The organism is Streptomyces sp. NPDC055254 (genome assembly GCF_053606025.1).
In genome coordinates this window covers 194,116-216,827 of record NZ_JBSGQV010000003.1, presented here as the reverse complement: position 1 = coordinate 216,827, position 22,712 = coordinate 194,116, and the positions used below count along the sequence as shown (strand labels likewise).

General features: G+C 71.5%; 19 protein-coding genes. 12 read left to right on the top strand and 7 right to left on the bottom strand.

Annotated features, from left to right (window positions below):
- Positions 1 to 834: a M55 family metallopeptidase gene (locus ACWFQ8_RS04995; RefSeq protein ID WP_453784782.1), complete on the bottom strand. Its 834-nt coding sequence runs from the start codon at positions 832 to 834 to the stop codon at positions 1 to 3.
- 408 nt (positions 835 to 1,242) lie between these two features.
- Entirely contained in the window at positions 1,243 to 1,686 is a 444-nt protein-coding gene (locus ACWFQ8_RS04990) for an SRPBCC family protein (RefSeq protein ID WP_453784781.1), read from the bottom strand.
- A 273-nt stretch (positions 1,687 to 1,959) separates the two neighbouring features.
- Here ACWFQ8_RS04990 and ACWFQ8_RS04985 point away from each other — a divergent pair, with 273 nt between their 5' ends.
- The 3 genes from ACWFQ8_RS04985 to ACWFQ8_RS04975 all read left to right on the top strand — a co-directional run bounded on the left by ACWFQ8_RS04985 (position 1,960) and on the right by ACWFQ8_RS04975 (position 6,275).
- Positions 1,960 to 3,021 carry an Rv2578c family radical SAM protein gene (locus tag ACWFQ8_RS04985; protein ID WP_453784780.1) on the top strand — a complete coding sequence of 354 codons (1,062 nt, stop codon included), beginning with the start codon at positions 1,960 to 1,962 and terminating at the stop codon, positions 3,019 to 3,021.
- Between the two features lie 112 nt (positions 3,022 to 3,133).
- Complete coding sequence (locus ACWFQ8_RS04980; RefSeq protein ID WP_453784779.1) at positions 3,134 to 4,735, top strand: alpha/beta fold hydrolase; 1,602 nt, start codon at positions 3,134 to 3,136, stop codon at positions 4,733 to 4,735.
- A gap of 160 nt (positions 4,736 to 4,895) precedes the next feature.
- A complete protein-coding gene (locus ACWFQ8_RS04975) occupies positions 4,896 to 6,275 on the top strand; it encodes an acyltransferase family protein (protein ID WP_453784778.1) in 1,380 nt (459 codons plus the stop codon).
- Between the two features lie 225 nt (positions 6,276 to 6,500).
- Here the strand turns inward: ACWFQ8_RS04975 and ACWFQ8_RS04970 are convergent, their stop codons facing one another.
- Positions 6,501 to 7,061, bottom strand: a complete 561-nt coding sequence (locus tag ACWFQ8_RS04970; RefSeq protein ID WP_453784777.1) for an adenylosuccinate lyase — start codon at positions 7,059 to 7,061, stop codon at positions 6,501 to 6,503.
- A gap of 369 nt (positions 7,062 to 7,430) precedes the next feature.
- On the opposite strand from ACWFQ8_RS04970, the gene ACWFQ8_RS04965 reads away from it, so the two are divergent.
- From ACWFQ8_RS04965 to pssA, 9 genes are all read left to right on the top strand, one after another.
- Positions 7,431 to 9,227 (top strand): 3-hydroxyacyl-CoA dehydrogenase family protein, encoded by a 1,797-nt coding sequence (locus ACWFQ8_RS04965; RefSeq protein WP_453784776.1) that lies wholly within the window; start codon positions 7,431 to 7,433, stop codon positions 9,225 to 9,227.
- Between the two features lie 166 nt (positions 9,228 to 9,393).
- Positions 9,394 to 10,224, top strand: coding sequence for a TetR family transcriptional regulator (locus ACWFQ8_RS04960; protein WP_453784775.1), 831 nt, complete (start codon positions 9,394 to 9,396; stop codon positions 10,222 to 10,224).
- 426 nt (positions 10,225 to 10,650) lie between these two features.
- The gene (ccrA, locus tag ACWFQ8_RS04955) at positions 10,651 to 11,988 is read left to right on the top strand and encodes a crotonyl-CoA carboxylase/reductase (RefSeq protein WP_453784774.1); all 1,338 of its coding nucleotides are present in this window, start codon (positions 10,651 to 10,653) and stop codon (positions 11,986 to 11,988) included.
- Positions 11,989 to 12,019: 31 nt separating this feature from the next.
- Positions 12,020 to 14,071, top strand: a complete 2,052-nt coding sequence (locus ACWFQ8_RS04950) for a protein meaA (protein WP_453784773.1) — start codon at positions 12,020 to 12,022, stop codon at positions 14,069 to 14,071.
- Positions 14,068 to 15,042: an HpcH/HpaI aldolase/citrate lyase family protein gene (locus ACWFQ8_RS04945; RefSeq protein ID WP_453784772.1), complete on the top strand. Its 975-nt coding sequence runs from the start codon at positions 14,068 to 14,070 to the stop codon at positions 15,040 to 15,042. Before ACWFQ8_RS04950 ends, ACWFQ8_RS04945 begins: the two co-directional genes overlap by 4 nt.
- 16 nt (positions 15,043 to 15,058) lie before the next feature.
- Positions 15,059 to 15,571, top strand: a complete 513-nt coding sequence (locus ACWFQ8_RS04940) for a MaoC family dehydratase (protein WP_453784771.1) — start codon at positions 15,059 to 15,061, stop codon at positions 15,569 to 15,571.
- 2 nt (positions 15,572 to 15,573) lie between these two features.
- Positions 15,574 to 16,779 (top strand): acyl-CoA dehydrogenase family protein, encoded by a 1,206-nt coding sequence (locus ACWFQ8_RS04935; protein WP_384544074.1) that lies wholly within the window; start codon positions 15,574 to 15,576, stop codon positions 16,777 to 16,779.
- A gap of 185 nt (positions 16,780 to 16,964) precedes the next feature.
- On the top strand, positions 16,965 to 17,621 hold the full coding sequence (locus ACWFQ8_RS04930) for a phosphatidylserine decarboxylase (protein WP_453784770.1): 657 nt from the start codon (positions 16,965 to 16,967) through the stop codon (positions 17,619 to 17,621).
- Positions 17,608 to 18,483 carry a CDP-diacylglycerol--serine O-phosphatidyltransferase gene (pssA, locus tag ACWFQ8_RS04925; protein ID WP_453784769.1) on the top strand — a complete coding sequence of 292 codons (876 nt, stop codon included), beginning with the start codon at positions 17,608 to 17,610 and terminating at the stop codon, positions 18,481 to 18,483. The genes ACWFQ8_RS04930 and pssA overlap by 14 nt, the downstream gene beginning before the upstream one ends.
- A 103-nt stretch (positions 18,484 to 18,586) precedes the next feature.
- Here the strand turns inward: pssA and ACWFQ8_RS04920 are convergent, their stop codons facing one another.
- Genes ACWFQ8_RS04920 through ACWFQ8_RS04905 form a run of 4 tightly spaced genes read right to left on the bottom strand, consistent with a single transcriptional unit; the run spans position 18,587 to position 22,683 of the window.
- Positions 18,587 to 19,867, bottom strand: a complete 1,281-nt coding sequence (locus ACWFQ8_RS04920) for an ABC transporter substrate-binding protein (RefSeq protein ID WP_453784768.1) — start codon at positions 19,865 to 19,867, stop codon at positions 18,587 to 18,589.
- Positions 19,864 to 21,012, bottom strand: a complete 1,149-nt coding sequence (locus ACWFQ8_RS04915; RefSeq protein WP_453784767.1) for a branched-chain amino acid ABC transporter permease — start codon at positions 21,010 to 21,012, stop codon at positions 19,864 to 19,866. The genes ACWFQ8_RS04920 and ACWFQ8_RS04915 overlap by 4 nt, the downstream gene beginning before the upstream one ends.
- Positions 21,005 to 21,895 carry a branched-chain amino acid ABC transporter permease gene (locus ACWFQ8_RS04910; RefSeq protein ID WP_453784766.1) on the bottom strand — a complete coding sequence of 297 codons (891 nt, stop codon included), beginning with the start codon at positions 21,893 to 21,895 and terminating at the stop codon, positions 21,005 to 21,007. The genes ACWFQ8_RS04915 and ACWFQ8_RS04910 overlap by 8 nt, the downstream gene beginning before the upstream one ends.
- Positions 21,892 to 22,683 (bottom strand): ABC transporter ATP-binding protein, encoded by a 792-nt coding sequence (locus tag ACWFQ8_RS04905; RefSeq protein WP_453784876.1) that lies wholly within the window; start codon positions 22,681 to 22,683, stop codon positions 21,892 to 21,894. Before ACWFQ8_RS04905 ends, ACWFQ8_RS04910 begins: the two co-directional genes overlap by 4 nt.
- Positions 22,684 to 22,712: the final 29 nt, after the last annotated feature.

Below are 22,712 nucleotides of genomic sequence, written 5' to 3'. Positions count from 1 at the left end.
TCAGCCATACTGCTCCTCCACGGCTGCCGAGACGACCGTCGTGACCGCCTTGAACGTGCGGATCCCCTCGTACATGGTCTCGCTGCCGTACGCGACCCGGCGCTCCCCGCACCGTTCGACGCCGGGGACGACCGTGGCGGTCATCGCGAGGTGCTCGGCGTCGAACTCCAGCTCCATCGAGAAGGGTCCGCCGGCGACCGGCTCGTGGCGGACCGCCAGGGCCGTGGCCTCCTTGGCGGCGGACCTGATGTCGGCGGCGGTGCGGGCGGGGGTGCGGCACACGGCGGCGTAGCGCGAGACGTGGTCCTTCACCGCGACGGTCACCGCGTCCGGGGCGTAGCCCGCCGCGTCCACGCAGGTCAGGTCGTCGCCGGTGACCAGGACGACCGGCACCCCGTACTCGGCGACGACGTGGGCGTTGAGGAGGCCCTCGCTCGCCCGCGCGCCGTTGAGCCAGACCCCGGTGAGGGAGTTGGCGAGGTAGGTGTGGGCGAGGACGCCCTCGCTGCCGGCCCCCGTGTGGTAGCCGACGAAGGCGATGCCGTCCACGTCCCCGTGCTGGACGCCCTCGACCATGGAGAGGGACTTGTGCCGGCCGGTGAGCATCTCGGTCCGGGCGTCGAGCCGCTCCAGCAGGAGGTTGCGCATGGTCCAGTGGGCCTCGTTGACGAGGACCTGGTCCGCGCCGCCGTCGTAGAACCCGAGGACGGCGGCGTTCACGTCGGAGGTGAACAGCGACCGGCAGCGCTCCCACTGCGGGGTCCCGGGCAGCACGTCGGCGGGCCAGGTGACGCCGGTGGCGCCTTCCATGTCGGCGGAGATGAGGATCTTCATCGGGCCCCCGGGCGGTCGGGTCGCGAGCGGCGCGGACGGCGCACGCAGGTCTCCCACCCTAGGGCGTCCCTTCCGGATCCCGCCCGACCCACGCCGCCCGACGCACGCCACTCGGCGCAGGGGGGCGGCGCCAGGCGCACGGCGCAGGGGGGCAACGCGCGGAGCGGCGCGGTGGCGCGCGGCGCGGCGCGGTGGCGCGCGGCGCAGGGGGGGGCGCGGCGCAGGGGGGGCGGCGGCGCAGGGGGGCGCATGCCACTCGGCGCTCGGCCCATGCGGCGCGGTGGCGGCCTCGCGCGGGCGGTCCGGCGGCGGACCCGGGCCGCACCCGCCCACCGGAGGCTCACCCCGGACCGGAAATCCACCCGATCCGGTGAGCCGCGCGGCGGGCGCGGCGGGCAACGGCCTTGCTCAGGACTCGACTTCCTCGGCCAGTCGGGCCAGCACGCTGTCGTAGATTCGGCCGAGGCCCTTGGGCGCGAAGGTGCGCTCGAAGAAGCCGCCGATGCCGCCGGCGCCGTTCCACACCGTGGTGACGACGGCCTTGGACCTGCCCTCGCCGGCCGGGGTGACCACCCAGGTGGTGACCATGCTGGAGTTGCGGTCCTTCTCCACGAGCTGCCCGTCGGTGGGCTCGGTGACCTCCAGCAGGCAGTCGCGCACGCGCTTGCTGGTGGCCTGGAGCTTCCAGTGGACCAGGGTCCCCTCGCCGTCGCCGCCCTCGCGCACCTCGTACTCGCTGAAGTGCTCGGGCAGCAGCTTCGCCCGGGTCCCGGTGTAGTCCGCCAGCGCGTCGAACACGGTTTCCGCGTCGGCCGCGATGATCCGCTCCGTGGTGGCCTCGACCTGCGCCATGGGTGTTCCTCCAGCAGTTGTGATCGCTCGTCACGGCGAAGCCAACCACCTCCGGCGCGGGCGCCCAAATCCGCATCGGCCGTGCACGCGGACGCGTACGGGGAGCGCGTCCCCGGCAAGACCTTCCAGGTAGCGAAGTCCGCCCGGCCGACCCGCCGGCCTCCTCGGTCCCGGGCGCGCCCGGGGAGGTACATCACCACCGTCGTTCCCGCTCCGCACGATCATGGGAACGTTTGTTCTATTCTCGGAGCAGAGCTATCGAGGGAGGCGCTCATGCGCTGGGACAACCTGACCGGGGACGGCGACCGGGACGGCCGGGCCGCCGGGCCCGGCGCGCTCTTCGGGGCGGACGCCGTGGTGACACGGACCTTCGACACGCCCGAATTCCGCGGCATCACCTTCCACGAGGTGCGGGCCCGCTCGATCGTCAACCGGGTGCCCGGCGCCTCCCGCATGCCGTTCGAGTGGACGGTCAATCCGTACCGGGGGTGCAGCCACGCCTGCGTCTACTGCTTCGCGCGCAAGACCCACAGCTACCTCGACCTCGACACCGGCATCGGCTTCGACTCGCAGATCGTCGTCAAGACCAACGCCCCCGAGCTGCTGCGGCGCGAACTCGGCGCGCGCCGCTGGACCGGCGCACACATCGCCATGGGCACCAACGTCGACTGCTACCAGCGCGCCGAAGGCCGCTACCGGCTGATGCCGGGCATCATCGAGGCACTGCGCGACCGCGCGAACCCCTTCTCCATCCTCACCAAGGGCACCCTGATCCTGCGCGACCTCCCCCTCCTGCGGGAGGCCGCCGAGGTCACCGACGTCGGCATCTCCGTCTCGGTCGGCTTCACCGACCCCGGGCTGTGGCGGACCGTCGAACCGGGTACGCCCTCCCCCGCCGGGCGCTTGCACGCCGTACGGACGCTCACCGACGCGGGCATCGAGTGCGGGGTGCTGATGGCCCCGGTGATCCCGTTCCTCGGCGACGCGCCCGAGCAGCTGCGGGAGACGGTCCGCGCCGTCGCGGCGTCCGGCGCCACCTCTGTGACACCCCTGGTACTCCATCTGCGACCCGGGGCCCGCGAGTGGTTCATGGCCTGGCTGGGCACGCACCATCCCCACCTCGTCGGGCGCTACGAGCGGATGTACGCGCAGGGCTCGTACGCACCCACCTGGTACCAGCGCCAGATCACCCGCCAAGTCCACGAACTGGCGGCCGAATTCGGCATCGGCCCGGGCGGGCGCGCGGCCGCCCGTCCCGTGCTCGTACCGGAGCGCCCCGCGGCGGGGCCGGAGGTGTCCGCGGCCCCCGGACCGACCCAGCTCACCCTCCTCTGAGGGCCGGGGCCCGCCGAAGGGTCATCACATCGGGCCACATCCCTGCCCAATCCCGCCTTCCGGGCGAGGTTTCCGGGACGATTCCGCCCAGAACCCTCGGCTGGGAGGCCCCATGCTGCACCCCGTGAAGAAGCGCGGTCCCGTGAAGAAGCGCGCCGCCGTCCTGCTGGCGATCTCCACCGTCGCCGCCGCCCTCGCGAGCCCGGTCACGGCCGCCCCGGCGGCGCCCCGCGCCTTCTCGGCGCCCCCGGCGGCCTCCGCCGGGGCCCTGCGCTGGGCGGACTGCGCGACCCCCCGCCACCCGACCCTGCAGTGCGCCTCCCTCAAGGTCCCGCTCGACCACGCCGCGCCCGCCGGCCGGCAGATCAACCTCGCGCTGACCCGGGTGCCCCACACCGCCCGCACGTCCCAGGGCCCGCTCCTCGTCAACCCCGGTGGGCCGGGCGGTAGCGGCCGCGCCCTGGCGGGGTTCGTCGCGTCCGCCCTCCCCAAGGACGTCGCCGCCCAGTACGACGTGATCGGCTTCGACCCCCGGGGCGTGGGCCGGAGCGAGCCGGCCCTCGACTGCGGGCCCGGCCACTTCACCCCGGCCCGGCCCGACTCCGTACCGTTCGACGCGCGGACGGAGCGGGCCAACCTGGAGCGGGTGCGCTCCTTCGCCGAGTCCTGCCGGACCCGGCACGGGGACGTGCTGCCGCACATCGGCACCGTCTCGGCGGCCCGGGACATGGAACTGCTGCGCGCCGCCCTCGGCGCGGAGCGCATCAGCTACTTCGGCTACTCGTACGGGACGTACCTGGGCGCCGTCTACGCCAAGCTGCACCCGACCCGGGTGCACCGGCTCGTGCTGGACTCCGTGGTCGACCCCGCCGGGGTCTGGTACGAGGACAACCTCGCGCAGGACCGGGCCTTCGACGCCCGCCACAAGGCCTTCATGGCCTGGGTGGCGAAGTACGACGCCGACTACGGGCTCGGCACGGATCCGGCGCAGGTCGAGAGGCGCTGGTACGCGATGCGATCCGCGCTGCGGACCGCCCCGGCGGGCGGGAAGGTGGGGCCCGCGGAGCTGGAGGACACCTATCTGCCGGGCGGCTACTTCAACGGCTACTGGCCGAACCTCGCCGAGGCCTTCGCGGCGTACGCGCGCAAGGGCGACCCGAAGCCGCTGGTGGCGGCGTACGAGCGGTTCGGGGCGGTGGGGCCCTCCGCGGGCAACAGCTACAGCGTGTACACCGCGGTGCAGTGCCGGGACTCCGCCTGGCCCCGGGACTGGAACGCGTGGCGCGCGGACATGTGGCGCACGCACGCCAAGGCGCCGTTCATGACGTGGAACAACGCCTGGTACAACGCGCCGTGCGCGTTCTGGGGGGTGGAGCCGCTGCGGGCCCCGGACGTCACCAACGCCGCCCTGCCGCCGGCGCTGCTCCTCCAGGCGACGGAGGACGCGGCCACCCCGTTCGAGGGCGCCGTCAGCATGCGGGACAAGCTGGCGGGCTCCGCCCTGGTCGTGGAGGAGGGCGGCGGCAACCACGGCGTCGCGCTCAGCGGCAACAAGTGCCTGGACGAGAAGGTGGCGCTGTACCTGCGGACGGGCCGGGCCGCGGACGCCGTCTGCCCCGCCCAGGCGGCCCCGAAGCCGGCCACGGCGACCCGTGCGGTCGCCCCCTCGGCGGGCGGCGCGGCCCTGCACGGCCTGCTCGGATTCCGCGGCTAGTCCGCAGGACCGTGCCGGTCACCGCGCGAGGAGCCGTCGCGGCCGCGGGACCGGGGTGAGCCGGGCCCCCGGCGCTGCGGCCCGTGGGCCGGTGCAGCGCCCGGGCGGGGCCCCGGTCCGGTCCGCGGGGGGCGGCGGGACGTCCGCTAGGGTCCTTCCGGTGAAGAAGCTCATACCCACCTTCGCCCGGCGGACGCCCGCCGCGGCCCCGGCCCCGGCCGCCACCGGTGCCCGGCTCGGCTGGCTGGACGCGCTGCGCGGCATCGCCGCCCTGGTCGTGGCGCTGCACCACTTCGACGTCCTGCGGATGCTGCCCTTCGGCGGAGCGGTCTGGCGGAACTTCGACATGGGCCTGTTCGGCGTCATGCTCTTCTTCATCGTCAGCGGCTACATCGTCCCGGCCTCGCTGGAGCGCCGGGGCGACGTCCGGGGGTTCTGGATCGGCCGCGTCTTTCGGATCTACCCGGCGCTGATCGCCGGCCTGGCCGTCTCGATCCTCATGCTGCCGGACGGCGACGACTCGGTCGCGCTGCTGCGCACCGGGGACGACCTGTCCTCGCTGGTGGCGAACGGCCTGATGCTCCAGGACATGCTGGGCGTCCGCAACAGCATGAACGTCACCTGGACGCTCTGCTACGAGATGATCTTCTACTTCTTCGTCACCGCCCTCTTCACCCGGGGCCTGCACCGGCACAGCGCCCCGATCGCGGTGGCCTTCGCCGCGGCCGCGCTGGCGGTCGGCACGGCGCTCGGCACGCAGCTGATCTCGGCCGAGGTCGGCTCCACCCGGCTGCTCCTGCTGATCGTCACCCCGATCGTGCTCGCGGGCTTGTGGGGGGTGCTGAGCGGCAACCGGCGCCTGACGGTGGCGGGCGCGCTGCTGCTCGGCGGTCTGGGCCTGGTGCTGATCACGCTGAACAGCCGGGCCCCCGCCTTCGAGACCCTGATGATCTTCGCGACCATGTTCGCCGGCACCGCCGTGTACCGGGCGCAGCACGGCGGTCTCGGCCGGGTCCCGGCGCTGCTGTCCTGCGGGTTCGTGGTGGGCGCGGGCATGCTGGTCGGCCGGCTGTACAACCGCGACGGCGTCGAGGAGCACACCTGGACCGCGGGCTGGCAGGCCTGGACGATCTCCTACCTGGCCGCGTGGGCCCTCTTCGGCCTCGGTTTCCTGCTGCGTGAACGGCGCTTCCCGAAGGTGCTGACCTGGCTCGGCGCGATCAGCTTCTCTCTGTACTTGCTGCACTTCCCGCTGCTGCGCACCGTCGGGCCGCTGTTCGGCGTGCCGCCGATGCCGTCGTCCACGCTCGGCAAGCTCGCCTGGACGGCGGTCTTCCTCGCCGTGCTGCTGGCCGCGAGCCACCTGATGTACCGCCTGGTCGAGCTGCCGATGCAGCGCGTCGGCCGGCGGGTCCAGCAGGCGGCGGACCGCCGCCGGGAGCCCCGGACACCGACCGCCCCGGCGGCACCGGCCGAGGCCGGTGTGCCCGCGACCGCGGCCGGACCGGTGGACGACCGGGTGCCCGCGTCCCGTAGCTGACGCCGGACCCGGGCGCCGCCGACGTCACCGCCGGGCGCCTGCGCCCCGGTGGGCACCGGCACCACCGCGAAGTCCTCGGCCGCCCGCAGGAGTTCGGGCCGGAAGCGGCGCGGACCCGCACGGCCGTGGACGCGGGGAGGCACCGCGAGGCACGGCAAGGCACCGCGAGGCACCGCGAGGCACCGCCGGAGGTTCTCGAACACCTGCCGGGCCTGCCCGCCCGGGTCATCCCATCGCGCGCAGCGCGGCCGTGGCCGCCACGGCCAGGCGCGGGTGGGCCTGGGCCCGGAGCAGGACCTCGCGGGCCCGCGGGTCGGCGAGGGCTCCCAGTCCCTCGACGCAGGCCAGGGCCACCCGCCAGTACGGATCGCGCGGAGAGAGCAGCCGGGACAGGGTGGCCGTCAGGGCCGGGACCGACTCGGGTGCCCGCAGGGCGGTGAGCAGCCGTACGGGCTGGAGGGCGTAGGCCGTGCGCAGGGAGTTGGTGGCGAGGGCCGCCGCCGCCCGAGCGGTGCGGGGGTCGCCCAGTACGGCCAGGGCCTCGGCGGCGGCCGCGCAGCGCGGCGGGTCCCGGTGGTTGAGCAGCAGGACCAGGGGCTCGAAGGCGCGGCGGTCCCCGGCCAGCCCGAGGCGGTACGCGGCCAGTTCGCGGGCCCACAGGGGAAGCCCGGCCGAACTCAGGGAGTCCGCCAGTGCGTCCGGGTCGGCGGCGAGGAGCGCCTCGTACTCCGGATACTCCGGCGAACCGGCGGCTTCCGTCCGCAGTCGATCGAGCACGTCGTTCACCCGGCCACCCTAGGGGGCCCCGGCCGCCGGCGTGCCGGGTTCCGCGAGTTCGGGACGGGCCGCCCCGGACGCCTGCGGCACCTGCGTATTTCCGGCCGATGATCGATGATCGATGATCGGTACATTTGGGCGGTACAGGTCACATCTCCGCGCTCTGGCGCGCCAGTTACCGGCGGGTTACTGTCTCTTCAACACGTACGGGGCAGGCCTGGTGACGCAGCCGCCCCGTGCCAGTCGGTTCCGCACGATCACACGGCGCGACCCCGGGACAGGGTCCGGCCGTTCTCGCCCCTCGGGCTTCCCGCACGGCCTCCCGCACGCCGCCGTGCCCCCTCAGTCGTCACCACCCTCTCCCACTGGAGTCCCTCGATGGACCGTCCGTCCAGTCAGTCCACCCTCCAGACCATCGCCGTCGTCGGTCTCGGCACGATGGGCACCGGCATCGCCGAGGTCCTCGCCCAGGCCGGCCACGAGGTCATCGGCATCGACATCAGCGCCACCGCGGCCCGCCGTGCCACGGCCGCGCTGACGGCCGGCACCGCGCGCTCCGTCGCCAAGGAGCGCCTCACCGAGCAGGAGCGGGCGGACGTCCTCGCCCGCTTCCGCACCTTCACCGACCTGGGCGCGGCCGCCGAGGCCGACCTCGTCATCGAGGTCGTGCCGGAGTCCTACGAGCTCAAGCAGCGTGTGTTCCGCGAGCTCGACGCGATCGTGCGGCCGGACACGATCCTGGCCACCGGCACCAACGCGCTGTCGGTGACCCGGCTCGCCGCCGAGTCCCAGCGCCCCGAGCGCGTGCTGGGCCTGCACTTCTTCAACCCGGCGCCCTCGATGAAGCTGGTCGAGATCGTCTCCTGCGTGCTGACCTCCCCGACCGCCGTCGAAGCGGTCACCGAGCTGGCCCGCGGGCTCGGCAAGGAGCCGGTCCTGATCGGCGACCGCCCCGGTTTCGTCGCCGACGGGCTGCTCTTCGGGTACCTGAACCAGGCCGCCGCCATGTACGAGGCGAAGTACGCCTCCCGCGAGGACATCGACGCGGCGATGCGGCTGGGCTGCGGCCTGCCGATGGGTCCGCTCGCGCTGCTCGACCTGATCGGCGTGGACACCGCCCGCACCGTCCTGGAGGCCATGTACGCGGACTCCGGCGACCGGCTGCACGCCCCGGCCCCGATCCTGGGCCACCTGGCCGAGGCCGGTCTGACCGGGCGCAAGTCCGGGCGCGGCTTCTACACGTACGACGCCCCGGGCGGGTCCGCTGTGGTTCGCGACGCGCAGACCCCGCAGGACGGCGCGCGGCTCGGCGAGGGCCGCCCGGTGGCCTCGGTGGGCGTCGCCGGCTCGGGCACCATGGCGAGCGGCATCGCGCAGGTCTTCGCGCAGTCCGGCTTCCCGGTGGTCCTGGCCGCCCGGAGCCAGGAGAAGGCCGACGCCGCGAAGGCCTCGATCGGCAAGTCCTTGGGCCGTGCGGTGTCCAAGGGCAAGCTGACCGAGGCCGCGGCGGCGCGGACCCTGGAGCTGATCACCCCGGCCGGTTCGCTGGACGCCTTCGCCGACGTGGACCTGGCCGTCGAGGCGGTCGCCGAGGACCTGGCGGTCAAGCAGGAGCTGTTCGCGGCCCTGGACAAGGTCTGCAAGCCGGGCGCGGTGCTGGCCACGACCACCTCCTCGCTGCCGGTGATCGCGGTCGCCCGCGTGACCTCGCGCCCGCAGGACGTGATCGGCATGCACTTCTTCAACCCGGCCCCGGCGATGAAGCTGGTCGAGGTGGTCCGCACGGTCCTGACCGCCGACGACGTGCACGCCACGGTCCGCGAGATCTGCGCCAAGGTGCGCAAGCACCCGGTCGACTGCGGGGACCGCGCCGGCTTCATCGTGAACGCGCTGCTGTTCCCGTACCTGAACAACGCGATCAAGATGGTCGAGCAGCACTACGCCAGCCTCGACGAGATCGATGCGGCGATGAAGCTGGGCGGCGGGTACCCGATGGGGCCCTTCGAGCTCCTCGACGTGGTCGGCCTCGACGTCTCGCTGACCATCGAGAAGGTGCTGCACAAGGAGTTCCGCGACCCGGGACTGGCCCCGTCCGCGCTGCTGGAGCACCTGGTGGCGGCGGGCTGCCTGGGCCGGAAGACCGGCCGCGGATTCCGTGAGCACGCCCGCCGGTAACCCTTCGGGCCACGAGCCGGATGCGTGGGGAGGGCTCCTCGGGCCCGCCGGACCCTCACGGCGGGCGAACCCTCCCGACGAGCACTGTGTGCCCAGTGCCGGCCCTCCCCCGCATCCTCCCCCGTCCCACCCGCCCCGCGCCCCGCAGGCGCGCTCCCCCGCGCGGATGAAGTACTTTCGCTCTATGTCCCAGCCCGCCAAGACCCCGCCCCGCACCTCCACGGCCTCCGACGCCCCGGAGAGCGCGGCCGGCACCCGGGCCGCCGCACAGAGGCTCAAGATGCGCCGTGAGCTCGCCGCGGCGGCCATGGAGCTGTTCGCGAACAAGGGGTACGAGGCTACGACGGTCGACGAGATCGCCGCGACCGCCGGAGTGGCGCGCCGCACCTTCTTCCGGCACTTCCGGTCCAAGGAGGAGGCGATCTTCCCGGACCACGACGACACCCTGACCCGCGCCGAGGCCGTACTGGACGTGGCTCCGGCGCACGAGCACCCGCTCGACACGGTGTGCCGCGGGATCAAGGAAGTCATGAAGATGTACGCCGCCTCGCCGGCGGTGTCGGTGGAGCGCTACCGGCTGACCCGGGAGGTGCCGGCGCTGCGGGAGCGGGAGATCGCCTCGGTGGCCCGGTACGAGCGACTGTTCACCCGCTACCTGCTGGCCCACTTCGACGAGCACGACCACCACGACGGCAACGACGACCCGCTGCTGGCCGAGGTGGCCGCGTCGGCGGTGGTGACCGCCCACAACCACGTCCTGCGGCGCTGGCTGCGGGCGGGCGGCCAGGGGGACGTGGAGGCGCAGCTCGACCACGCCTTCTCCATCGTGCGCAAGACCTTCGGCTCGGGCATCGGCGCCGGGCGCACCGCGAGCTCGGCTCCGGCCGCCCCGGCCGCGGTGCGGGCGCAGGGCGAGGTGCTCGTGGCGGTGGCCCGGACCGACGCCCCGCTGGACGAGGTCATGCGGACCATCGAAGAGGCCCTGAAGAACGCGTAGCGAAGCGCTCCTGCGGCTACCGCCGGTAGGACACGTCGAAGGCCGCCCCCGTGCCCGGGGGCGGCCTTCGACGTGTGTCCAGCTTGTCCCTACTCGTGGGTAACTCTGATCGATCATCGCTCATCTGCGCAGGTCAATAGGCAAATGAGAGAAAGTTTTGGCACGCGGTGCCTTGCTGAGTGACACGGGGTGCCATACGTTGAATCTCGTCCGGATGTCCCCGCGGCCCGCGCCCACTCGGCAAGGAACGCGCCCCGGATGCCTGCGTCACCAGGCACCGCACGCCTCACCACGGGCGTCGCCAGCACCACCGCACCAGCCGGACCGACGGCACCGCAGCACCGCAGCACCACACCACCCACTCACACGCACGCAACGCGTATCCCCCAGCGCACCCCCATCAGCGCTCATGCCGGAGGCTCTACCGTGAAGGACATCCTGGACGCGATCCAGTCGCAGGCCGCTACGGCCGCCGACTTCGCGGCCCTGCCGCTCCCCGACTCGTACCGCGCGATCACCGTGCACAAGGACGAGACGGAGATGTTCGCCGGGCTCACCACGCGCGAGAAGGACCCCCGCAAGTCCCTGCACCTCGACCAGGTCCCGGTCCCCGAACTCGGTCCGGGCGAGGCCCTGGTCGCCGTCATGGCCTCCTCGGTCAACTACAACTCCGTCTGGACCTCGATCTTCGAGCCGGTGTCCACCTTCAGCTTCCTGGAGCGCTACGGACGCCTGTCGGAGCTCACCAAGCGCCACGACCTGCCGTACCACATCATCGGCTCCGACCTCGCGGGCGTCGTGCTGCGCACCGGCCCCGGCGTGAACGCCTGGAAGCCGGGCGACGAGGTCGTCGCCCACTGCCTCTCGGTCGAGCTGGAGTCCTCGGACGGGCACAACGACACGATGCTCGACCCCGAGCAGCGCATCTGGGGCTTCGAGACCAACTTCGGCGGGCTGGCGGAGATCGCCCTCGTCAAGTCCAACCAGCTGATGCCCAAGCCGGACCACCTCAGCTGGGAGGAGGCCGCCTCTCCCGGCCTGGTCAACTCCACCGCCTACCGCCAGCTGGTCTCCCGCAACGGCGCCGGCATGAAGCAGGGCGACAACGTCCTGATCTGGGGCGCCAGCGGCGGCCTCGGCTCATACGCGACCCAGTTCGCCCTCGCCGGCGGCGCCAACCCGATCTGCGTGGTCTCCAGCCCGGAGAAGGCGGACATCTGCCGGGCCATGGGCGCCGAGGCGGTCATCGACCGCAACGCCGAGGGCTACAAGTTCTGGAAGGACGAGCACACCCAGGACCCGAAGGAGTGGAAGCGCTTCGGCAAGCGCATCCGCGAGCTGACCGGCGGCGAGGACATCGACATCGTCTTCGAGCACCCGGGCCGCGAGACCTTCGGCGCGTCCGTCTACGTCACCCGCAAGGGCGGCACCATCACCACCTGCGCCTCGACCTCCGGCTACATGCACGAGTACGACAACCGCTACCTGTGGATGTCGCTCAAGCGGATCATCGGCTCGCACTTCGCGAACTACCGCGAGGCGTGGGAGGCCAACCGCCTGGTCGCGAAGGGCAAGATCCACCCCACCCTGTCGAAGGTCTACTCCCTGGAGGAGACCGGCCAGGCCGCGTACGACGTCCACCGCAACCTCCACCAGGGCAAGGTCGGCGTCCTCGCGCTGGCCCCCGAGGAGGGCCTGGGCGTGCGCGACCACGAGCTGCGCGCCACGCACCTCGACGCGATCAATCGCTTCCGTAACGTCTGAGACGCCTCAAAGGCCAAAGGGACAGCCTGAGATGACAGAGCGCCAGAAGGACCGTCCGTGGCTCATGCGGACGTACGCCGGCCACTCCACGGCCGAGGCGTCCAACGAGCTGTACCGCCGCAACCTCGCCAAGGGCCAGACCGGCCTGTCGGTCGCGTTCGACCTGCCGACGCAGACCGGCTACGACCCCGACCACATCCTCGCCCGCGGCGAGGTGGGCCGGGTCGGGGTCCCGGTCTCCCATCTGGGCGACATGCGGCGGCTGTTCCAGGACATACCCCTGGAGCAGATGAACACCTCGATGACGATCAACGCCACCGCCATGTGGCTCCTGGCGCTCTACCAGGTGGCGGCCGAGGAGCAGGGTGCGGACGTCTCGCAGCTCCAGGGCACCACGCAGAACGACATCGTCAAGGAGTACCTCTCGCGCGGGACGCACGTCTTCCCGCCGGGACCCTCGCTCCGCCTGACGACGGACATGATCGCGTACACGGTCAACCACATCCCGAAGTGGAACCCGATCAACATCTGCTCGTACCACCTCCAGGAGGCCGGGGCCACCCCGGTCCAGGAGATCTCGTACGCGATGTCCACCGCCATCGCCGTGCTGGACTCGGTGCGCGACTCGGGCCAGGTGCCCGAGGAGCGCTTCGGCGAGGTGGTCGCCCGGATCTCGTTCTTCGTGAACGCGGGCGTCCGCTTCATCGAGGAGATGTGCAAGATGCGCGCATTCGGCCGCATCTGGGACAAGGTCACCCGCGAGCGCTACGGCATCGAGAACGCCAAGCAGCGCCGCTTCCGGTACGGCGTCCAGGTCAACTCCCTGGGTCTGACCGAGGCGCAGCCGGAGAACAACGTCCAGCGCATCGTGCTGGAGATGCTGGCGGTCACCCTCTCCAAGGACGCCCGCGCCCGCGCCGTGCAGCTGCCCGCCTGGAACGAGGCGCTGGGCCTGCCCCGGCCCTGGGACCAGCAGTGGTCGCTGCGCATCCAGCAGGTGCTGGCCCACGAGAGCGACCTGCTGGAGTACGAGGACATCTTCGCGGGCTCCCACGTGATCGAGGCGAAGGTCGAATCCCTGGTGGAGGAGTGCCTGGCCGAGATCGACCGGATCCAGGAGATGGGCGGCGCGATGGCCGCCGTCGAGTCCGGCTACCTCAAGTCCCAGCTGGTCTCCTCGCACGCCGAGCGGCGGGCGCGGATCGAGGCCGGCGAGGACAAGATCGTCGGGGTCAACTGCTTCCAGCAGACCGAGGAGAACCCGCTCACCGCCGATCTCGACGGCGCGATCATGACGGTCGACCCCGCGGTGGAGGCCCTCACCGTCGAGCGCATCGTGCGCTGGCGCGCCGAGCGCCAGGAGTCCTCGGACCGGCAGGGTGGCGGCGACCCGTTCGTCTTCCCCACGGTCGGCCAGGCCCTGGACCGGTTGAAGCAGGCCGCCGTCGGCACCGAGAACCTCATGGAGGCCACCCTGGAGTGCGCCCGGGCCGGTGTCACCACCGGCGAGTGGTCGAGCGCGCTGCGCGAGGTGTTCGGCGAGTTCCGCGCCCCGACCGGTGTCTCCTCGGCCCCCGTGGCGGTCACCGCCGAGGAGGGCACGCCGATGGCGCTGGTCCGCGAGAAGGTCTCCCGCACCGCGGACGACCTCGGCTCCGGCCGGCTGCGGCTGCTGGTCGGCAAGCCCGGCCTGGACGGGCACTCCAACGGCGCCGAGCAGATCGCCGTCCGAGCCCGCGACGCGGGCTTCGAGGTGGTCTACCAGGGCATCCGGCTGACGCCCGAGGAGATCTCCTCCGCGGCGCTCGCCGAGGACGTCCACTGCGTGGGACTGTCCATCCTGTCCGGTTCGCACAGCGCGCTCGTCCCGGACGTCCTCGAACGCCTGCGCACGGCGGGGGCGGGTGACATACCCGTCATCGTCGGCGGCATCATTCCGAACGCGGATGCCGTGACACTCAAGGCGGCGGGAGTCGCCGCCGTCTTCACCCCCAAAGACTTCGGTATCACGGAGATCATCGGCCGTATCGTCGACGAGATCCGGAAAGCGAACAAGCTCGATCCCCTGGAGGTCCCCGCATGACCACGCCCACGTCTCCCGTGAACCGGCTGCGCCCGCGTCGCTCCTGCCTCGCGGTCCCCGGCTCGAACCCGCGGTTCCTGGAGAAGGCCCAGGGCCTGCCGGCGGACCAGGTGTTCCTGGACCTGGAGGACGCCTGCGCCCCGCTCGCCAAGGAGGGCGCCCGCCACACGATCGTGGACGCGCTCAACAACGGCGACTGGACGGGCAAGACCCGGGTCGTGCGGGTGAACGACTGGACCACGCACTGGACGTACCGCGACGTCGTCACGGTCGTCGAGGGCGCCGGCCAGAACCTCGACTGCATCATGCTGCCGAAGGTCCAGGACGCCCAGCAGATCGTGGCGCTGGACCTGCTCCTGACCCAGATCGAGAAGACGATGGGCTTCGAGGTCGGCAAGATCGGCATCGAGGCGCAGATCGAGAACGCCAAGGGCCTGGTGAACGTCGACGCGATCGCCGGTGCCTCGCCCCGGCTGGAGACGATCATCTTCGGTCCGGCCGACTTCATGGCCTCGATCAACATGAAGACGCTGGTCGTGGGCATGCAGCCGCCCGGCTACGGCGCGGACGCCTACCACTACATCCTGATGCGGATCCTGATGGCGGCCCGCACCCACGACCTCCAGGCCATCGACGGCCCCTTCCTCCAGATCCGCGACGTGGATGCCTACCGCGAGGTGGCCGGCCGGGCGGCGGCGCTGGGCTTCGACGGCAAGTGGGTGCTGCACCCGGGCCAGGTCGACGCGGCCAACGAGGTCTTCTCCCCCTCCCAGGAGGACTACGACCACGCCGAGCTGATCCTCGACGCGTACGACTGGTGCACCTCGGAGGCCGGCGGCAAGAAGGGCTCCGCGATGCTCGGCGACGAGATGATCGACGAGGCCAGCCGCAAGATGGCCCTGGTCATCGCCGGCAAGGGCCGCGTCGCCGGTATGCAGCGCACCAGCAAGTTCGAGACCCCCGTCAACTAGAAGGGCCCTGATCTCCATGCAGTTCGGACGCACGTACGAAGAGTTCGAGGTCGGGGCGGTCTACAAGCACTGGCCCGGGAAGACGGTCACGGAGTACGACGACCACCTCTTCTGTCTGCTGACCATGAACCACCACCCGCTCCACATGGACAGCAACTACGCCGAGAACACCACCGACTTCGGCAAGAACGTGGTCGTGGGCAACTACATCTACTCGCTGCTGCTGGGCATGTCCGTCCCGGACGTCTCCGGGAAGGCCATCGCCAACCTGGAGGTCGAGTCCCTGCGGCACGTGGCGCCGACCTTCCACGGCGACACCGTCTACGGCGAGACCACGGTCCTCGACAAGACCCCGTCGAAGTCGAAGAACGACCGGGGCATCGTCTACGTCGAGACCAAGGGCTACAAGCAGGACGGCACCCTCGTCTGCGTCTTCCGGCGCAAGGTGATGGTCCCGACCGAGACGTACATCAAGGAGCGCGGCGGCGAGCAGCCCGGCCGCCCGCAGCTGAAGGAACAGGGGAAGTAGCCATGGCCCGACTCGCCCAGACCGCCGGGCTCACGGACGTCCAGCGGGAGATCCTCAAGACCGTCCGGGAGTTCGTCGACAAGGAGATCATCCCGGTCGCGACCCAGCTGGAGCACCGCGACGAGTACCCGCAGGACATCGTCGACGGCCTCAAGGAGCTCGGCCTGTTCGGGCTGATGATCCCCGAGGAGTACGGCGGCCTGGGTGAGTCGCTCCTCACCTACGCCCTGTGCGTCGAGGAGATAGCGCGCGGCTGGATGTCCGTCTCGGGCATCATCAACACGCACTTCATCGTGGCGTACATGCTCAAGCAGCACGGCACGCAGGAGCAGAAGGACCACTTCCTGCCCCGCATGGCGCTGGGCGAGGTCCGCGGCGCGTTCTCGATGTCGGAGCCGGCGCTGGGCTCGGACGTGTCGGCCATCTCCTCCAAGGCGGTGAAGGACGGCGACGAGTACGTCCTGAACGGCCAGAAGATGTGGCTGACGAACGGCGGCACCTCCACTCTGGTGGCGGTCCTCGTGCGAAGTGACGAGGGACACCCCGAGGGCACCGCGCCCCACAAGTCGATGACGACCTTCCTCGTCGAGAAGGAGCCGGGCTTCGGAGAGGTCCGTCCGGGCCTGACCATCCCGGGCAAGATCGACAAGATGGGCTACAAGGGCGTCGACACGACCGAGCTCATCATGGACGGACTGCGCATTCCGGCCAATCGGGTACTCGGCGGTACGACAGGCCGAGGGTTTTACCAAATGATGGACGGGGTCGAGGTCGGCCGTGTGAACGTGGCGGCCCGTGGCTGCGGCGTCGCTCAGCGTGCCTTCGAGCTGGGTGTCTCGTATGCCCAGCAACGTCACACTTTCGGCAAGCCGATCGCGGAACACCAGGCCATCCAGTTCAAGCTGGCCGAGATGGCTACCAAGGTCGAAGCCGCCCATGCGATGATGGTGAACGCAGCACGCAAAAAGGACTCCGGGGAACGAAACGACCTCGAAGCAGGGATGGCGAAGTACCTCGCCTCCGAGTACTGCAAGGAGGTCGTCGAGGACGCCTTCCGTATCCACGGTGGCTACGGGTTCTCGAAGGAGTACGAGATCGAGCGCCTCTACCGGGAGGCCCCGATGCTGCTGATCGGTGAAGGTACCGCCGAGATTCAGAAAATGATCATCGGGCGACGCCTGCTCGAGGAGTACCGCCTTCAGGGCTGAAAGTACCTTTTGCGGCGAATCGCCCATGGTTCGTCGTGAAAGGATTACTGCCAGTCACTGGCTGACGGTCATCGACTCGGCTTCTGGCTTGCCCAGTTGTTGCACGCAACCGATAGCATTCCAGTAAAGCCGCCGTCCCGTCCCCCAGTTTGCGGCGCGGCAATCACCCGCTACGAAGGTCATCCATGCCCCACAGCCAAACCTCTGCACCTCGCGTCGGCTTCCTGAACGGACGTCTCGCACGCGGAGCATCGCCGTGGCTCCTGCCGACCGTCGCCACCGCGGCGCTCAGCCTCACCCGGGCCCGCAAGTCCGGACGCTGGGCCGTCGCGGCCGTGCCCGCCACCGCGCTCGCCGCGGGCATGCTGTGGTTCTTCCGCGACCCCGAGCGCGAGATCGCCCAGGGTCGAGTCATCTCGCCCGCCGACGGTGTGGTGCAGAGCATCATGCCGTGGAAGGACGGCCGGACCCGGGTCGCGATCTTCATGAGCCCGTTGAACGTCCACGTCAACCGCGCCCCCCTCGCGGGCACGGTGACGTCCGTGGAGCACGTGCCCGGCGGGTTCGTCCCGGCGTTCAACAAGGAGAGCGAGAACAACGAGCGCGTTGTCTGGCACTTCGACACCGAGCTCGGTGACATCGAGATGGTGCAGATCGCCGGCGCCGTCGCCCGGCGCATCGTGCCGTACCTGCCGGCCGGCACCAAGGTGGAGCAGGGCGAACGCATCGGTCTGATCCGCTTCGGCTCCCGCGTCGACATCTACCTCCCGGAGGGCGTCGAGGTCGCGGTCGAGGTCGGTCAGGCCACCACCGCGGGGGTGACCCGAATTGACCGTGACTGACCCCGGGACTCCCGCGACACCGAACCCGTCACAGGGCTGGGTGCCGGAGTCGGCCGACGAGGAGTCCGCCGAGGACGACATGCCGCTCTCGCTGCGGTTGTCGATAGCGGACACCCTCACGCTCGGTAACGCGACCTGCGGATTCATGGCGGTGTACTTCACCACCACCGGAATCCTCATCCCTCACCTCACCGGCAGCAACGAGACGGGCATGGCCCGTCACAGCGCGGCGACGGCGGTGATACTGATGCTGCTCGCCGCGGTCTTCGACCTCTTCGACGGCATCGTGGCCCGCAAGCTGCGCAGCTCGCCGATGGGCGCCGAGCTGGACAACCTGTCCGACCTGATCAGCTTCGGTCTTGCTCCGGCGTACTTCGTGCTCGTCTACGGCATGGTCGCGGACGACGCGCACCAGAAGATGTCGGCCCTGGCCGCGATCGTGGTGCTGCTCGCCGTCGTCCTCCGACTCGCGAGATTCAGCTGCGTGACGATGAAGGACGGCATGTTCCAGGGCATGCCGAGCCCCTTCGGCGCGCTGACGGTCGTCTCGATCGTGCTGCTGGAGCTGCCGTTCGTCCCGACGCTGCTGGCGATCATCGGGGTGGCCTGGCTGATGGTGAGCCGGGTCGAGTACCCCAAGCCGCGGGGTGTCCTCGCGGTGGCGATGCTCTGCTGGATCGTCGGTGCGATGGGGCTGCTGGCGGCCTGGGCGTTCGACGCCCCGGGCGGTCAGCTCCTGCTCCAGACGGGCTGCGCCCTGCAGATCGCGCTGGCGGCGACCATTCCGCTGTTCGCGACGACCCGGAGGGCCAACACCTTCCGGCACAACCGCCGCGAGGCGCGCGCCACGACGCTGCGCTAGCCGTACCGCTCGTACGTGAGGGCCCCCGGATGCCGATGGCGTCCGGGGGCCCTCACGTCGTTCCGGCATCCGGCCTCCCGGTTCCCGGGAGGCCGGATGCGCCTCAGCCGGACGGGGTGAAGCTCTTGGCGGCCTCGGCCACCGCGGCCTCCCTGACCACCTTGAGGCCGCCCGGCGTCTTCTCGTCCGGCTTCATGATCACGCTCTGCCGGGTGGAGGGGGCCTTCGGGTCGGAGAAGTCGTGCGCGATGCCGAAGCCGTTGTCGTACGCCTTCAGGCTCAGCAGGGCCTTGCCCAGGCCGTCACGGGTGAGGTCCTTGTCCGCGCAGGCCTTCTTGAGCGCCTCCCCGTAGACCGAAGCGGCCGTGTACCCGGCCACCACGCCGTTGTCCAGGCCCGCGCCCGGGTACTCCGCCGTGTACGCGGCGGACAGGGCTGCCGGGCCGGGTGCGGTGGCGCCGATCGGCAGGGTGGACGCGGCCACGTAGTAGTCCTTCTGCAGCGCCGCGGCCGCCGGGGTGGCGAGCAGCTGGGGCGCGTACGCGGAGTTGTTGCCGACCACCGGGACGTTCCAGCCGCCGGCGGCGGCGACACCGACCAGCGAAGCGGCCTGCCGCGGTCCCGCGCTGATCACGACGGCCTTGACTCCGGCCTGCTTGAGGGCCGCCACCTGCGCGGACATGTCGTTGTCGGTGGGCTTGATCTTCTGCTCGACGACCGTGAGCCCGGCCTCCTTCGCCGCGTGCTTCGCGCCGGCGAGGGCGTTCTCGCCGTAGTCCCCCTCGAAGTAGACGTGCCCGATCTTGTCGCCCGAGGCGATGCGCTTCTCGTCGAGGAGGTAGCCGATGGCGTTGACCGTCTCGATGTCGTAGGTGGCGCCGATGGTCCGGATCGACGCGCTGCCCAGCAGCGAGGCCGACCAGGCCTGCGGGATGACCAGACCCTTGTCCTGGCCCTCGATGCGGTCCTTGGCCGCGGCCACGAACGGGGATCCGATGAACTGCGTGAAGCCGAGCACCTTGGGCTCCAGCTCCGTGTAGGCGGCGAGCGCCTTCTGCGGGTCGTAGCCGTGGTCGCGGACCGTCAGCTCCAGCTGCCGGCCGCAGATGCCGCCCGAGGCGTTGGTCTGCTTGATCCAGAGCTGCTGAGCCTGGGTGACGCTCTTGCCGAGCGAGGCGTAGACGCCGGTCATGTCGGTGAGCGCGCCGAGCTGGATGGAGGTGGCGGTGACTCCGTCGCCGGTCCTGACCCCGCCCTCGCCCTCCTTCTCCTCGGTGGTGGTGCCCGCCTTGCCGCTGCATCCGGCGGCGCCGGTCAGCAGCAGCGCGGCCGCGACGGCCGCCGTACCGAGTCGTGCTCTCTTGTTCGGGCCGTATCTCTTCACGCTGGCTCCTTCGGGGTACGTGCGGACAGGGAGGGGCGGATCCGGGCGAGGCCGCCGGGGAGGAACAGGACGACGGCGACGACGGCCGCGCCGTACAGGTAGCGCGACGCCTCTCCCGGGGAGACGCCGCCCGTGCCCGGGGCGGAGACGAGCGGCAGCGCGTCGCTGTAGCGGGTGAGGAGCTGGGGCAGGAGGGAGACGAAGGCCGCGCCGACGACGGAGCCGGCCACCGTGCCCAGGCCGCCGATCACGATCATGGCCAGGTACTCCAGGGACAGCACCATGCCGAAGTAGTCGGGCACCGTGCGCTGGAAGACGAGGGCGAGCAGGACCCCGGCCAGGCCGGCGTACATGGAGGACAGGACGAAGACGGCGGCCCGGTAGCGGGCCACGGGGACGCCCATGACCCCGGCGGCGATGTTGTGGTCGCGGATGGCGTTCAGGGCGCGCCCGGGACGGCCGCGCAGGACACCCCGGGCGAAGAGGCCGCAGCCCAGGAGCGCGGCGAGGGCCACGTACCAGAGCTTCTCGGCGGACTGGAAGGGGACGGCGGCGATCACCGTCTCGGTGTCGTCGAAGGTGAGGCCGAAGAGGGAGAGCGGTTCCACGGCGCGGCCGTTGAACCCGCCGGTGAGGGGGGTGGCGTTGAACAGGACGTGCTGGCCGATGAAGATGAGGGCGAGGGTGGCGATGCCGAGGTAGGCGCCGCGCAGCCGGCCGGCGATGGGGCTGAAGAGGCCGCCGACGGCCCCGGCCAGGACCACCGCGAGCACGGCGGCCAGCCAGCTGGGCAGTCCGAGCCCGACGAGCTCGTGGCCGCCGGAGCGGCCGCCGTCGCCGGCCAGGGCGCAGTACCCGTACGCGCCGACGGCGAGGAAGAAGGCGTGGCCCATGGAGAGCTGCCCGGTGGCCCCGGTGAGCAGGTTGAGTCCGATGGCCCCGATCCCGGCGGCGATGGCGAACAGCCCCGCTTGGAGCCAGAAGCGTTCGAGGTAGAACGGGAGCGCCAGCAGCACCAGCCCCCCGGCGGCCCAGAGCGCGTACCGGACGCGGGAGCCGCGCCGGGTCGGGGGGTCGGCGCCGGCGGGGCCCGGGAGGGGGGCGTCCGCTTCCGTGCGCAGGCCCGGGGCGGTGACGTCAGACACGGGCGAGCTCCTTGGTGCCGAAGAGGCCGGCCGGGCGCAGGAGCAGGACCACGACCATGACGAGGTAGGGGGCGAGGTCTCCGATGCCGCGGCCGAGGAAGGCGAGCTGGCTCTGGTAACCGGTGGCCATGGCCTCGGTGACCCCGACGATCAGGCCGCCCGCGAGGGCTCCGGTGGTGGAGTCGAGGCCGCCGAGGATGGCCGCCGGGAAGGCCTTGAGGGCGGCGAGCGAGGTGGCCCGTTCCAGGCCCGGGGTGGGGAAGACGGTGAGGAAGAGGGCGGCGACGGCGGCCAGGGAGCCGGCGACCGCCCAGGCGGCGAGCGAGACCCGGCCCAGCCGTACGCCCATCAGCGCGGCGGTCTCCGGCTTCTCGGCGGCGGCGCGCATGGCCACGCCCCACGCGGTGTACCGGAAGACGAGCAGGAAGGCGCTGATCAGCAGGGCCGCGGCGACGAAGGCGGCGATCCGGGTCTGCGGGAGGGTGACGGGGCCGAGATGGACCACCGCGTCGCCCCACGGGTCGCCGAGTGCGAGCACGTCCGTACCGATGCGGCGAGTGAGGTCGGTGGTGATCAGGATGTCCACACCGATGGTGACGATGGCCAGCACGCTGTGGTCCCGGCCCCGGTAGCGGCGCATCACGAGGAACTCCACGCCCGCTCCTACGGCGGCGGCCGCGCCGACGCCGACGGCGAGGGCGGGCCAGAAGCCGATGTCGTCGTGCAGGACGGCGGTGACGTACCCGCCGGCGAGGAGGAGGGAGGCGTGGGCGAAGTTGACGACCTCGGTGGCCTTGAAGATGACGACGAAGCCGAGGGCGATCAGCGCGTAGACGGAGCCCATGGAGAGCCCGCCGAGCAGGAGTTCGAGGAAGGTGGTCATGCGGCCGGGTCCTCCTCGCCGAGATAGGCGCGTACGACCGCCGGGTCGTTCTGCACCTGGGCGGGGGTTCCCCCGCCGATCCGTCTTCCGAAGTCGAGTACGGTCACCGCGTCCGCGAGCCGCATCACCACCCCCATGTCGTGTTCGACCAGCACGATCGAGATGCCGAGGCCGTCCCGGACGCCCGCGACGACGGCGGCGGTGCGCTGCCGTTCGTCGGCGGTCATTCCGGCGACGGGTTCGTCCAGGAGCAGCAGCCGGGGCTCCATGCACAGGGCCCGGGCCAGCTCGACGAGTTTCTGTTTGCCGTACGGGAGGGAGCCGGCGGGGGCGGCCAGGTCGGCCTCCAGGCCGACGAATCCCGCGATCTCGCGGACCCGTTCGCGGTGCCGGCGGTCCTCGCGGACGGCGGCCGGCAGGCGCAGTCCGGCGGCGAGGAACCCGGACCGCATCAGCCGGTGGCGGCCGAGCAGGAGGCTGTCCGCGACCGTGGTGTGCGGCGGCAGGGCCAGGTTCTGGAAGGTACGGGCGATGCCGAGGGCGGCGACCTCGTGGGGGGCGAGTCCGGTGAGCTCGGTGGCGCCGAAGCGGACGCTGCCGGAGGCGGCCCGGTAGACGCCGGAGAGCACGTTGAAGCAGGTGGACTTGCCCGCTCCGTTGGGTCCGATGACAGCGTGCACGCTGCCCGGTTCGACGGTGAACGACACCGAGTCGAGCGCGGTGAGCCCCGCGAAGCGGACGGTGACGTCGCTGACGGTGAGGGGCGGCGGGGCGTCGGCGGCGCGCAGCGCGTCTTCGGTGCGCAGCGCGTCTTCGG